12 protein-coding genes are annotated in these 13,648 nt (G+C 67.4%); 10 read left to right on the top strand and 2 right to left on the bottom strand.

The genetic code is table 11. The annotated features are described in order from the left end of the window. Positions 1–156 precede the first annotated feature (156 nt). Positions 157–555, bottom strand: a complete 399-nt coding sequence (locus RCF13_RS22795; RefSeq protein ID WP_134968770.1) for an OsmC family protein — start codon at positions 553–555, stop codon at positions 157–159. Positions 556–876: 321 nt separating this feature from the next. Here RCF13_RS22795 and RCF13_RS22790 point away from each other — a divergent pair, with 321 nt between their 5' ends. From RCF13_RS22790 to RCF13_RS22745, 10 genes are all read left to right on the top strand, one after another. Continuing rightward, entirely contained in the window at positions 877–1,380 is a 504-nt protein-coding gene (locus RCF13_RS22790; protein ID WP_065177682.1) for an RNA polymerase sigma factor, read from the top strand. Between the two features lie 82 nt (positions 1,381–1,462). After that, positions 1,463–2,419, top strand: coding sequence for a FecR domain-containing protein (locus tag RCF13_RS22785; protein WP_231352136.1), 957 nt, complete (start codon positions 1,463–1,465; stop codon positions 2,417–2,419). A 182-nt stretch (positions 2,420–2,601) separates the two neighbouring features. Further along, positions 2,602–5,724: a TonB-dependent receptor gene (locus tag RCF13_RS22780; RefSeq protein WP_134968721.1), complete on the top strand. Its 3,123-nt coding sequence runs from the start codon at positions 2,602–2,604 to the stop codon at positions 5,722–5,724. A 52-nt stretch (positions 5,725–5,776) separates the two neighbouring features. Continuing rightward, complete coding sequence (locus RCF13_RS22775) at positions 5,777–6,541, top strand: Slam-dependent surface lipoprotein (protein ID WP_134968720.1); 765 nt, start codon at positions 5,777–5,779, stop codon at positions 6,539–6,541. Between the two features lie 90 nt (positions 6,542–6,631). Further along, complete coding sequence (locus tag RCF13_RS22770) at positions 6,632–8,086, top strand: porin family protein (protein ID WP_154350934.1); 1,455 nt, start codon at positions 6,632–6,634, stop codon at positions 8,084–8,086. Between the two features lie 136 nt (positions 8,087–8,222). After that, positions 8,223–8,627 carry a response regulator gene (locus tag RCF13_RS22765; RefSeq protein ID WP_005416747.1) on the top strand — a complete coding sequence of 135 codons (405 nt, stop codon included), beginning with the start codon at positions 8,223–8,225 and terminating at the stop codon, positions 8,625–8,627. A 9-nt stretch (positions 8,628–8,636) separates the two neighbouring features. Then, positions 8,637–10,223 (top strand): PAS domain-containing protein, encoded by a 1,587-nt coding sequence (locus RCF13_RS22760; protein WP_134968719.1) that lies wholly within the window; start codon positions 8,637–8,639, stop codon positions 10,221–10,223. 70 nt (positions 10,224–10,293) lie between these two features. Further along, positions 10,294–10,635 (top strand): type II toxin-antitoxin system prevent-host-death family antitoxin, encoded by a 342-nt coding sequence (locus RCF13_RS22755; protein WP_049411569.1) that lies wholly within the window; start codon positions 10,294–10,296, stop codon positions 10,633–10,635. A 3-nt stretch (positions 10,636–10,638) separates the two neighbouring features. After that, positions 10,639–11,265, top strand: coding sequence for an AAA family ATPase (locus tag RCF13_RS22750; protein ID WP_134968718.1), 627 nt, complete (start codon positions 10,639–10,641; stop codon positions 11,263–11,265). A gap of 63 nt (positions 11,266–11,328) precedes the next feature. Continuing rightward, positions 11,329–11,946, top strand: a complete 618-nt coding sequence (locus RCF13_RS22745) for a hypothetical protein (protein WP_134968717.1) — start codon at positions 11,329–11,331, stop codon at positions 11,944–11,946. 54 nt (positions 11,947–12,000) lie between these two features. Here the strand turns inward: RCF13_RS22745 and proP are convergent, their stop codons facing one another. Then, positions 12,001–13,488 carry a glycine betaine/L-proline transporter ProP gene (gene proP, locus RCF13_RS22740; RefSeq protein ID WP_134968716.1) on the bottom strand — a complete coding sequence of 496 codons (1,488 nt, stop codon included), beginning with the start codon at positions 13,486–13,488 and terminating at the stop codon, positions 12,001–12,003. Positions 13,489–13,648 lie beyond the last annotated feature (160 nt).

Below are 13,648 nucleotides of genomic sequence, written 5' to 3'. Positions count from 1 at the left end.
ATTCAACGCGATGCGCCAGCGCACCGTACTGCATTCACGGCGCTGAGTGGCCGCCGGGCATGGCCCGGCGCTACCCGATGGCCCCGCGCCGCTCCGGTAGCGCCGGGCCATGCCCGGCGAGCGTCGTCTGTAGATCCACGCCATGCGTGGATGGGGTTACGCAGCACTCCCGCGCTCACTGGTGATGCGTGCACCCTCGCGCATCACCAGGGTCACCGGGGTCTTCTCCACCACCTCCAGCAACCGCTGCCACTGCGCATCACTCAGCTCGGCGCTGGCATGCAGCACGCGGTGCACGTGGAAACGCCCATCCTCGTCACGTTCCGAGCGCAGCTCGGCATGGAACTCGCCCAGCTCCCAGCCCTTGCGCTGCGCATACATGCGCAGGGTGATGGCGGTACACGCCGCCAGCGAGGCCAGGTACAGGTCGAACGGCGCAAAGCCCTTGCCCTGGCCACCCAGCGAGGCAGGCTCGTCCGCATCCACATCAAAGCTGCCGTTGCTGATGTGGTGCAGATAGTTGTCGGCGGTCGAAACAATGCGTGCGTAGGCCATCACGTTCTCCATCTGTCTGTGGCGTCGAGCCACGCTCGACTGCGCTAAAAAGGGCGGCCCCAGCCAGGACCGGGGCCGCCACCCCATCACTCGGTACGATCGTACGAGAACTGGATGCCCGCGGTACCACCGGTTGCGATGAAGAGGTTCATGAAATCCGGGACCGTTGCCGAGCGGGCCCAGTCGCGCTGCAGTTCGCAGAGCACCTGCCATGCGTGGATGAACGAGCCCGCGGCTTGCCGCCTGCGGCCGCGCAGCCCACAATCCACGTCCGGACCGTCGCCATCACGCCCATCATTCCCCGGTCCGGCCTTGGCGCCTATGTCTCCCAATGCCCTGGCGCTGGTCGAGCTGCTGATCCGCGAGCGCCGTGCGTTGTCCCGCTTCATCGCACGCTATCTCGACCCGGCCAGTACTGAGGACACCCTGCAGAACCTGTACCTGAAGGCCAGCAGCGTGCCCGGCGATCCGCCCATCCTGGAGCCGCGCGGCTATCTGTACCGGATGGCCTACCATCACGCGCTCAACCGCAGCCAGGCCGACGCCCGCGAGCGGCGAGCGATGGCCGAGTACGCCGTCGACATGGGCGATGCAGGGCATGATGGCGAGGCGCAGGCGCTGGACCAGGCGCAGCTGCGCGAGATCACCCAGACCATCCTCGCCCTGCCGGCCCAGGTGCGCGAGTGCTTCGTGCTCAACCGCTACCTGGGCCTGAGCGAGCGCGAAATCGCCGCGCGCCTGGGAATCTCCAAGAGCCTGGTTGGCAAGCATGTGCTGCGCGCAGCGCTGCTGATCCAACAACAGCAGCAGGGAATGCGTCGATGAGCGGCGATTACCGTGGGCAGATCGCGCCCGCCGTTGTCACAACAGGAAAGCGCACCTGTTCGTGGTGCGGCAGGCCACAATCATGACCACCTCCGAACCCTCGCCGCGTCAGGCCAGGCAGGCGTTGCGCTGGGTGATACGGCGCAGTGCAGGCCCCCTGCCGGAACGCCAGCAACGAGCCCTGCAGCGCTGGCTGCAGGCCGATCCCCGCCACGCGCGGGCCTGGCGCCAGCAGCAGGCCTTCTGGCAGCGGTTGGACGCTGCCGGGCCCGAGGTGCTGGCCGCGCTGCCCGAGCTGACCGCAGATCAGCAGGGGCTGCGCCCGATCGCACCGCGCCGCCGTCTGCCCTGGCTGCTCGCCAGTGCTGCGGCCGCAGTGCTGATGGTCGCGGCCGCACCGCACGCGTTGCTGCTGGCGCGCAGCGATGTGCGCAGCAGTGATGCGCCGCGCGTGGTGCGGCTGGACGACGGCAGCACGGCGGTACTCGATGCCGGCACCGCACTGGCATTCACGTTCGATGGCCAGCAGCGGCGCGTGCAGCTGCTGCGCGGGCAGGCCTGGTTCCAGGTGGCGCATGAGCAGCGACCGTTCCAGGTCGAGGCCGGCGGTGGCCAGATCCGCGATATCGGTACGGCGTTCAGCGTGTCGATGCAGGGCGCCACCATCACCACCGAAGTCAGCGAGGGCGTGGTCGATGTGCGCCCGGGCGATGGCAGCGTGCAGCGCCTGCGCGCCGGGCAGGTGCGTGCGTTCCGTGACGGGCGCTGGCTGCAGCCGCTGCAACAGGCCGCGCCGGAGGCGATGGCGCCGTGGCGTCGCGGTGAGGTGGTGATCGACGGTCTGCCTGCCGCGCAGGCCATCGCCGATCTCGGCCGCTACCGGCGTGCCCCGGTCTGGGTGGTGGGCGGGCAGGGTACACGCGTGCGGGTCAGTGGCCTGTTCCATCTGCAGCAACCGGACACGGCCATCGACGCCGTGGCCGCGCAGGCGGGACTGCGAGTGCAGCGCTTGCCCGGAGGTGCGTTGCTGGTGTGGTGAAGCGCCCGCGGAGCACGCATTAACCGGCTGCATGAAAAAACATGAAAAAACCGTGGGCAGTCGTCGTACCCCGCTGTCTATAGAGGTATAGCCAGAGCGAAACCGCGTTTCTTCTCAAGCCAGACACACCACCGGGCACCGGACGTGGCCGTGGTCCCGCCCCGCTTGAGGAGTTCCTGTCCATGCCGTCCACGGCATCCGCCTGTCATCGTCGCGCTACCGTCCTGGCCCTGGCCATCTCCACCGCATTGCTGCCGCTGGCCTGGGTGCCGGTGGTGCAGGCGCAAGCCACAGTGGCCGCACCGCTGCGCACTTACGCCATTCCGGAACAACCGTTGGCCGATGCCGTGCGCAGCTTTGGCCGCCAGGCCGATGTGCAGGTGGTCTTCCGCAGTGACCTGGTGGAGGGCCGTCGATCCAGCGCGGTGAGCGGCGAGTACAGCCAGATGCAGGCCCTGCAGCAGCTGCTGCGCGGCAGTGGGGTGCGTGCCCAGCGCGGCATGGATGGCACCTGGAGCCTGCGCGCCGCAGCGGAGGCGGGGGAAGGGGACGGAGAAGGGGTGCGGGTGACCGAAACACTGGACGTGGCCGGTCGCCTGCAGTCGGAAGGGGGCGAGGCGCGTGATCGGCGCGGCTACGATGATGTGTTCGCGCTGGATCTGACCACGGCGTACTCGGGGCGCGACCGTGTGGAGCGCTATCGCGGCTCCAACCCGGCCGACGTGGTCAAGGATCTGGTCGGTGTGTTCAGCGGTGATGCGCGCAACAGCGGCGCGCTGGACATCAACATCCGCGGCATCCAGGGGCCGGGGCGGGTGCCGGTCAGCATCGACGGTGGCGAGCAGGCGCTCACGGTCTGGCGCGGCTACAACGGCGTCAGCAACCGCAACTACATCGATCCCAACCTGATCGGTGGCATCCAGGTCATCAAGGGGCCAGGGCTGGTGCGCGATGTGCACAGCGGGATCGGTGGCGCGCTGGTGATCAAGACCATCGATGTTGACGACATTGTTGCTGCCGGCGAGCGCTTCGGCGGGGAGCTGAAGATCGAAGGCAGCAGCAATGCGGTGGCGCCACGCCTGCCGCGGCTGCATACCGGCGAGGACTACCGCACGGTGCCGGGGTTCCCGCAGGGCTCACCCTCCGCACCGTATGCCGACAGCACGCTGCTGGTGCCGGTGAAGTCGCGCGGTTCTGAAACCCATGTGTTCGCCGGGGAAGACCAGGCCTGGCGGCTGGCGCTGGGCCTGCGTGGCGAACACGTGGACCTGATGGCGGCCTATGCCTGGCGCAAGCGCGGCAACTACTTTTCCGGCACCCGGGGCGCGGCGTACTACGACCAGGATCCGCGCGAGCAGTTCGAGTACAAGGGCCTGGACTACATCACCACGCTGGCGCGCTACTTCAAGCCCGGCGACGAGGTGCCCAATACCTCCAGCGAGCAGGAATCGTGGCTGCTGAAAGCGACCTGGCAGATCAACGACGACCAGCAGCTGCGCGCGACCTGGCGGCGCACGCTCTCGCACTACGGCGAGATCATGCCCTCGCGCATCCTGTCCGCGCCCGACTACGGTCGCATCCAGTGGCCGCTCAGCCGCGTCGATGCCGATGCCTGGAACCTGGAATACCACTGGCAGCCTGCCGGCAGCCGCTGGCTGGACCTGCGTGCCAACCTGTGGCGCACCGAAACCACCAGCGATACGTACACCGCTGGCGGCTTCCCCAATTTTGCCAGCAACCCCGACTGGAACCCCGGCAGCAGCCCGATCCTGCGCAATACCGCGCTGGCCAATGCCCGCAACGACCGCACCGGCCTGACCCTGAGCAACCGCTTCGCGTTGCATTCCACCCTGGACCTGACCGTGGGCGGCAACTGGCAGTTCGAGAGACTGCGCTCGGCGGACCCGTACTTCGGCGTCAGCGATGGCTGGCGCATGTATCCGCGCGCGGGGCGCCGCCAGGAAGGCGAGGGCTACCTGGTGCTGGACTGGCGGCCGGTGGATTTCCTCTCCCTGAGTGCCGGCGTGCGCTACGCGCGCTATTGGGCCTTCGATGATTTCCTGCAGGACCACCCGGAGCTGATGACCACCTCGGTGTTCCCCAAGGAGGCCCGCTACCGCGTCAACGAACTGCCCGAACGCCCGGCCAGCCTGCAGGGCGAGATCGACGCCATCGAGTCGCAGCGCGCGTTCTGGGACAGCATCGGCATGGGCTTCATCGTTGATGATCTGCTGAAGGGCCTGCTGGGCAGGTATGAGACGCCGGTTGCGGTGGACCACACCATTCCGTGGCTGCCGGATGCGGACGGCAACTACAGCCGTGCCAGCAACCCCTGCCTGAATGGCCAGGTGGCGGCCATTCCCGGGCTGTTGCCGGTGCAGGGGGCGCAGATCCTGTGCAGCATCCAGAGCGGGCCGCCGCAGACGGTGTCCGGGCGCAATGAGCGCAGGCGCGACCATGCCTGGCTGCCGACCTTCTCGGCCACCGCGCATTTCTCGCCCAATGCGCGCGCCTACGTCCGCTACAGCGAGGCGGTGCGTTTCCCCAGCATGTTCGAGAGCACCATCGCGTTCTCCAGCAGCCTGAGCCCGCTGTACCCGCTCAAGCCCGAGCACGCCTACAACTACGAAGTGGGCTACGTGCACAACCTGTCGGCGCTGTTCGGCAACACCGCTGATGCCGACGTGAAGTTGGCCTACTACGTGCACAAGACCCGCAACGTCATCGAGCGCGACGGCAATTTCCTGTTCGACAACCTGGACAAGCAGCGCATCCGCGGCGTGGAGCTGCAGGCGCGGTTCGACAACCGCCGCTTCTTCACCGACCTGGGCATCACCCGCACGCTGGAAAACAAGGTCTGTGACGAAAGCATGGCGGTGCAGCTCGATGCACTCGCCGGCAAGGTGCCCAACTGCGTGCAGGACGGCTTCGTCAGTGGCTACCTGCTGACCCAGGCCATTCCCCGCTTGTCGGTGAACGCGTCGCTGGGCACCCGGCTGTTCGATGAGCGCCTGGAGCTGGGCAGCCGCGTCGTGCATTACCAGCGCCACCAGAACCCGGACCTGCAGGCCTACCGTGACCGCCTGTACGCCGGCAGTGGTGGCCTGATCTGGCAGAACGTGCCGTTCACCTGGGGAAACATCACCACCGTCGATGCCTACGCGCGCTGGCGCATCAACGACCATGCCAGCGTCGAGCTGGTCGGCACCAACCTCGGCAACCGCTACTACGTCGACCCGGCCACTCGCTCCACGCTGCCGGCGCCAGGGCGCACGCTGAAGCTTGGTGTCACCGCGCGCTTCTGATGACCTGTTCCGTTGCTGTACCCGTAGTTCCCTCAACCCAAGGAGTAGTTCCATGAAGATGATCTCCCGTTCCGTACTGGCCGTGACCGCCACCTTTGCCCTGGCCGGTGCTGCCCAGGCTGCCGACATCGTCGGTGCGGCCAGCCCGGCCACCGATTCGCAGCTGTACGTCAAGGTCGGTGCTTCCGAAGTCAACGGCGGCCCGCACAGTGCCGGCAAGGCCGGCATCGGTGTCGGCACCGTCTCCAACGCCAAGCCGGTCGATTTCCAGGGTCTGGCCGCATACTCGGCCCCCACCACCGTGGGCAACGTGACCGTGCGCACGCTGGCCATGCCGATCACCGGCACCCCGGGCAACCATGCCGGCATGGGCCACTTCAACTTCGTCAAGGTGGGCAGTGGCGATGTGTGGTTCGGTGAATGGTCCAAGGATGGCGCCGCGGGTGGCTTCAACAACCGCCAGGTGTACTTCGCTGGCGACCGTGCGGGCACCACGTTGCCCAGCGGCACCGCCACGTACGCGGTGGCCGGCCTGAACAAATTCAACGGCAGCAACCTGCTCAGCGGCACTTTCGCCGCGAACTTCGGTACCGGCAAGCTGACCGGCGGCCTGGCCGGTGGTGGCCAGACGCTGGCGATCAACGCCAACATCAACAGCGCTGATGCGTCCTTCGCCGGCACCGCTGTGGCCAACGGTTCGGTCACCGGCAACAGCCAGGGCCAGTTCTTCGGCGCCAACGCCGCCACCCTGGCCGGTATCGCTACGTTCGCCGGCAACAGCCAGTACGACACCGCCTTCGGCGGCAGCAAGAACTGATTGCCACGCCCCTGACGGGGCAGGGCAGGGACAAGCCGCGATCCGCCAGTCCCTGCTTCGGCCCGCTGCATGCACCGCCACGGATCGCCCATGCGCCACCCCATCTTCCTTGTGTTCCTGCTGCTGGTTGCCGCCGACGTGTGCGCCCAGCAGGACGATCTGCGCCGCGTGCTCGAACAGGGCAGCGAACTGCGCCACCAGCAGCAGGACCAGCAGCGCCTGCAGCAAGCCGAATCACAGCGGCCGACGCTCACCATCGATGGCAAGACCGTGCGGGTGGAGCGCACCGTTGATGATCTCGGCCAGGCCCTCTACCTGTCGTTGCAGCACCAGCAGTGGCCGGCCGCCGCGGCGTTCCTGGCCGAATACATCGAGCTTCCGGGGCACGATCCGCTGCTGCGCCACTACGCGCAGGGTGCGTTGGCCCGCGTGGCCGGTGACCATCCGCGCGCTGCACAGGAGTACGAAGCGCTGCTGGCAGCGCAGCCGGACTTCCTGCCCGCCCGCCTTGAACTGGCACGCGTCTATGCCGAAGACCAGCGCGACCGCGAGGCGGTGGCATTGTTCGGTGCAATCAAGGCCGGTATCGACAGCAACGATCCGGCCACCGCAGGTGTCCGCGCTCGTGTGGACAGCTATCTGGACGCGTTGCAGGCACGCAGGCGCTGGAAGGCGGCGGTCGCCGCCGGGCCTGCATGGAGCGACAACATCAACCGCAGTTCGGCCAGCCGCACCTGCCTGTTCGTCGTCGGCGACACCTGCCTCATCGAACGCACGCTGCCCGAAGCGCAGCGCGCCACCGGCCTGGACTACGACGCCAACCTGGAACGGCGCTGGGCGTTGGCCGGCCATCATGGACTTTACGTGCGCGGTCTCGCTTTCGGTCAGGCATGGCGCGGGTACAGTGCATACAACGAGCTCAACGCCAGCGTGCAGGCCGGTTACAGCTGGCGCAGTGCACGGCACACCCTGCAGCTGGCGCCGAGCTATGACTTCCAGGCGCTGGGCAACCACGCTCTGCAGGGCGGCAGCGGCGTACACGGCGAGTGGCAGTACGCCCTGGACGGGCGCAGCCTGCTCAAGCTGGAGGCCGACTGGAAGCGCCAGCGCTATCGGCAGCCGGGCCTGGCTGACAACTACGATGGCGATCTGGCAGCGCTGTATGCCACCTGGTTCCGCGCGCTCAATCCGCGCTGGACCCTGTTCGCGGGCATGGACCTGAGCGACAGCAGCGCTGCCGACCCGGCCAACGGCTACCGCCAGCGCGGCCTGCGGCTGGGCGCGGCGCGCCAGTGGAGTGGCACCACGGCCACGGTGTTCGTGTCGTTGCGTCACCGTCACTACGATGCCTGGAGTCCGTTGCTGGAGGCGCGCAGGCAGGACGACGAACAGAACCTGATCGCCATCGTGCGCAGCGAGCGGCTGGCGGTGGGCGGGCTGGTGCCCAGCCTGAGCCTGCGCTACGCCCGTATCGACAGCAACGTCGGTTGGCTGTACAGCCATGACCGCGGCCTGCTCAGCCTGAAATGGGAGCGTGCGTTCTGAACGCACCGCTGCAAGGCCGGAGTGAATGCGCCGCGGCTGCGATCTTCATCGATCATCACGCGCCCTTGTAGCCCGGTTCGCGCATCCTACGACCGTTGCGGCGGAGGTGGGCCGCGTGTATCGAGGAGCGCCGGTCGTGCTGGAAGCGGGCAACAAACCAGAAGGCCTGAAAGGGTTGAGAGTACTGGTGGCGGAAGATGAATTCGCCATCGCGATGTTCCTGGTGGACTACCTGGAGCTGAAGGGCGCGCAGGTGGTGGGGCCGGCCGGGGACCTGCAGGCACTCGGCCGGCTGCTGGATGACAATCCCATCGATGTGGCCCTGCTGGACATCAACCTGGGCGGTGAACAGGTGTACCCGCTGGCCGACCGGTTGGCCGAAGCGGGTACGCCGTTCATGCTGACCTCTGGCTACGATGACAACCTGCCCAGCCGCTTCGCGGATGCGCCCCGCTGCACCAAGCCCTATCACATCGAGGCCCTGGTCCAGCAGCTGGCGGGACTGGTGGCGACGCCGCAGGCCCCTGCGGGCATCGCCTGATTGCGCGGCATGTCGCGCCGCACCGAAGGCCTCCGGGCCGTTGAGCGCCCGGCGGGCATGCCGCCGTCGCTGCAGGCGCATGCGCGCCATGACGGCATGGCCGCCCGTATTGCCCGGCACGACTGGTCAGGCACGCCACTGGGTGCGATCGAGCAATGGCCGCCGCACCTGCGCGCCACCGTCGACCTGATGCTTGCGCACGGCTTTCCGATGATCGTGCTGTGGGGCGAGCAGCTGGTGCAGCTCTACAACGATGGCTATGCCGAGATCCTGGCTGACAAGCATCCTGGCGGACTGGGCCAGCCGACGCGCGAATGCTGGCCCGAGGTCTGGCACATCAACGGCCCGATCTACCAGCGTGTGTGGCAGGGCGAGACCATCACCTATGAGGACAAGCTCTATCCGCTGGCGCGGCGGGGGCGCTTGGAGGATGTCTGGTTCACCATCACCTACAGCCCCATACGCGGAGAGGACGGGTGCATCAACGGCGTGCTGGTGACCATGTTCGAAACGACAGCCGCGCACGTTGCGCAGGCGGCCCGCGAACGCGAGGAACAGAAGCGCCGTGAGAGCGACCGCCGGTTGGCGCTGGCCTTCAAGGTGCTGCCGGTGGGTGTCTGCATTGTCGATGCCGACGGCAACCTGCAACTGTCCAACGACCAGATGCGGACCTATCTTCCCACCGGCAAGGTGCCCTCCACGGATCGCCCCAACCACTACCGGTGGCAGGGTACGCATCCCGATGGCTCGCGCATCGAACCCCACGATTTCGCCATCGCCCGCGCCCTGCGGGGGGAGACGATGGTCCCAGGCCTGGAGTTCCAGTTCATCCATGACGATGGGCGCGCGCGCTGGACGCGTGTCGCCGCCGCACCGCTGCGTGATGCCGATGGCGGGGTGAGTGGCGTGTTCGCGATCGCCGTGGACATCGACGACCTCAAGCGTGCCACCGAGCGCCAATCGGTGCTGCTGGCCGAACTGCAGCATCGCGTGCGCAACATCATGTCGACCATCCATGCCCTTGCCTGGCGGACCCGCGCATCGGTCGGCAGCGTGGACGAGTATGCCGAGCGCCTGTGCGCGCGGCTGATGTCACTGGCGCGCACGCAGAGCCTGTTGACCCGTGGCGCCAATGTAGGGGTCTGCCTGCGCGGCATGCTCGAGCAGGAGATCGCGGCGCAGACACCGGCCGCCGCCGCCTATCACCTGCAGGGTGAGGATGTGCTGTTGCCACCGAAGGCGGCCGAAGTACTGTCGCTGGCCATCCATGAGCTGGCCACCAATGCGTTGCGGTATGGCGCGCTGGCCCACGAGGACGGCCGGATCGATGTCTGCTGGCACCTGCAGGTGCAGGATGGGCAGCCGTGGCTGGGCCTGCACTGGTGCGAGCGCCATGCCGAGGTGGAGGGGTGGGAGATGCCACGCCAGCGTGGCCTGGGCCGGGTCCTGATCGAGCAGCGGGTGCCCTATGAACTGGCCGGCAGCGGCGAGCTGCGCTTTACCCCGCAAGGCCTGGATGCCTGGATCCGCTTCCCGCTGCGCGAGCGTGACAGCCTGCTGCAGACCGACGCCCCGGACGCTGGGGCGCCGGGGTGAAAAGGGATTTATCCCCAATTTGGCCAAATTGGGTATAGTGGCTGTCATCCACCCTGTCTGGAGCCGTGCCATGACCCTGCCGCTGGATCTGCCTGGCCTTGAAAAAGCCCCGGCCTCGTCGGTGAAGACCCGGGGCTGGCCGAGCCTGATGCGCACCGTGCGCGAAAAGCAGGCGCTGGTCATCACCAACCACAATCACCCGGAAGCGGTGATCGTGGACATCCGTACCTACCAGGAGCTGCTGGCCAAGGCCGCGGGTGGCGATGCCGGTGAGCGCAACGAAGAGCTGCTGCGCCTGCGCAGCGAATTCGACCAGAAGCTGGCCGGGCTGCAGCGCGGGGAGGGGCTGGGCAAGGTGCTGGGCCAGCCGATCCGGCGCGGCCGCAAGGTCACCCTCGGCCGCCCGCTCTGATCGATGGGACGCATCCTGGCGCTGGCCGGCGTCAATGGCGCCGGCAAGAGTTCGCTGCTGGGCACCTGGCTGGACGCCGAAGGGCTGAGCTGGTTCAACCCGGACTCGTTCACCCGTCGCCTGGTCGACGCCGGCTGGCCGCTGCCGGAGGCCAACGCCGAGGCCTGGCAGGAAGGCACCCGCCGCCTGCGCCAGGCCATGGCCGAGGGCACCGACTTCGCCTTCGAGACGACGCTCGGCGGCAACACCATTCCGCGCCTACTGCTCGAGGCCTGCGAACGGCATCAGGTGGCGATCTGGTTCTGTGGGCTGGCCGATGTCGAGCTGCACATCGCCCGTGTTGCGGCGCGGGTGGCCGCTGGCGGCCACGATATTCCGGTGGAGAGGATCCGCGCGCGCTTCGATTCCGCGCGCGCGAACCTGCTGGAGCTGCTGCCACACCTGGCCGAGCTGCACGTCTACGACAACAGCGCACCGGCCGACGCACAGGGCTGCGTGGTGCCGCTGCCGGTACTGGCCATGGCTGCAGGCGAACTGCAATACCCCATTGCGGTAGCCGACCTGCTGCACACGCCCGGCTGGGCCAAGCCCATCGTGATGCGTGCGATGGAATTGAACAGCCTGCGCTAGATCCACGCCATGCGTGGATGCCTTGGCTGTGGTTAGACTGGCCGCACACCCAAGGAGGATGACATGCACGGACCTGCGATGTTCCGCTCCACTTCGATCTGCCTGGCGCTTGCTGCGCTGGCGCTGTCCAGCTTGACGGCGGTGGCTGCGCCGGCCGCGTCCAAGCGGGTGGTGGCGCCGCCCAGCCTGGTACAAGCGTATCGGGCCGCCGAAGCCAATCTGCGGCTGATTCCCGGCGACGACATTGAATCCGAGTTCCGTCCGGTGTGGACCGCTGTTGCCGATCTCGATGGCGACGGCCGTGCCGAGGTCGTGTATTTCTACACGTCCACCTACACCGGCGGCAGCTTCGCCCAGCGCAACGTTGTTGCGGTGATGACCGCGTTGGCCGAGAACGATCCGCGGGGCCAGGAGAACCCGAAGAGCCTGTCGCCGGTGGAGGCAGAGGACTATGCCGCCATCCGCAGGTATGGCTATGGCGACGACGCGGTCGAACAGATTCCAGGCGCCATCCATGCCATCCGCATCCAGGGTGATCGCATCATTGTCGATTTCACCGTCAGTGCCGGGGCGACGGTCTGCGAATGGAAGAGCCCAGATCGCCACGTCTGTCCGCCGGACGGGAACTACACCTGGACGCTGCGTTGGACGCCGGGAAAGCTGGCGCGCATCAAGACGTAGCGCCAGTGGCGCCGCAGATCCACGCCATGCGTGGATCGCGTTTTGCACCCGATCTCAGGCAGGCTTCACCTGCTCGGGCTCGGCAACATCCGGCAGCGGCGGCAGGGTCGGGTCCACCGTCACCGGCACATCGCTCTTCAGCAGCGCAGCGGCTTCCTTCCTGCAGCCGACCGCCGGCGGTGAGCCGCGCAGCGGCAGGCCAGCGGTTTCCTTCACGAACAGCATGGTCACCAGGCCGATCACCGCCGCGCCCATCAGGTAATAGGCCGGCACCAGCGGGTCGCCGGTGCGTTCCACCAGCCACGCGGTCACCAGCGGCGTGGTGCCACCGAACAGCGACACCGACACATTGAAGGCGATCGACAGCGCGCTGTAGCGCACCGGGGTGTAGAACAGCGCCGGCAGCGTGGACGGCATCGAACTGGTGAAGCACACCAGCGCCAGGCCCAGCAGCATCAGGCCGAGGAAGATCAGCCCGTCATGGCCGCTGCCGACCAGCAGCAGGCACGGAATGGCCAGCACCAGCAGCGCGATGCAGGCACCGATGATCATCGGGCGGCGGCCCAGCCTGTCACTGAAGACGCCGCCGACGATGTTCAGCGGCATCATCACCAGCATCACGATGATGATCAGCAGCAGGCCCTTGCTCTCGGCGTAGCCCATGGTGACGCTGAGGTAGCTGGGCATGTAGGTCAACAGCATGTAATCGGTGACGTTGAACACCAGCACCAGGCCCATGCACACCAGCAGCTGGCGGCCATGCACCTGGAACAGCGCGCGCAGCCCCGGCCGGTCGTGTTCGCGCTTCTCGGCTTCCTCGGCGAAGGCGCGGAACGCCGGGGTTTCCTCCAGCTTCATGCGCATGTACAGGCCGAGCAGGCCCAGCGGGCCGGCCACCAGGAACGGAATGCGCCAGCCCCAGTCCAGCATCTGCTCGCTGCTCAACAGCATGTGCAGCGCGGTCACGGTACCGGCGCCGGCGATGTAGCCGCCCAGCGTGCCGAACTCCAGCCAGCTGCCCATCAGGCCGCGGTTGCGATCGGTGGAATACTCGGCGATGAAGGTCGCCGCGCCGCCATATTCACCGCCGGTGGAAAAGCCCTGCACCACGCGTGCGAGCAGCAACAGCACCGGTGCCCAGATACCGATGCGCTCGTAGGCGGGGATCAGGCCGATCGAAAAGGTACCCAGCGCCATCAGGACCATGGTGAACGCCAGCACTTTCTGGCGGCCGTAGCGATCACCCAGCGGTCCGAACACCAGGCCGCCCAGCGGCCGTACCAGGAACGCCACGGTGAAAGTGGCGAACGCGGCGATCACCTGCGCGGTGGGATTGCTGGACGGGAAGAACACCTGGCCGATGGTGACCGCCAGATAGCCGTAGACACCGAAGTCGAACCACTCCATGGCATTGCCGAGTGCGGCCGCGCCAACGGCGCGCTTGAGCATGGGCTTGTCGACCACCGTGATCTCATCGACCTTCAGGTGGCGGCGGCGCTTGAACCAGCCAAAGTGGGCGTGTGCATCGGGGGTGTCCTGCATGGGGACTCCTTGTTGGGTAAATACGGTGCGGAACAGACGGTGTGGTGTGTCCCGAGAAACGGAAACGGCGATGCAGGCGCAGGTGGCGCAGGTGGCGCAGGGGGCGCAGGGGGCATCGGGGCTGGGGGAATGTGCGCACGCACGACGCCACGCGCACGAA

The sequence above is a fragment of the Stenotrophomonas maltophilia group sp. RNC7 genome (genome assembly GCF_030910085.1).
GTDB lineage: Bacteria > Pseudomonadota > Gammaproteobacteria > Xanthomonadales > Xanthomonadaceae > Stenotrophomonas > Stenotrophomonas sepilia.
Note: the sequence above shows the minus strand (reverse complement) of the source record. Positions and strands in the feature narration are given on the sequence as shown.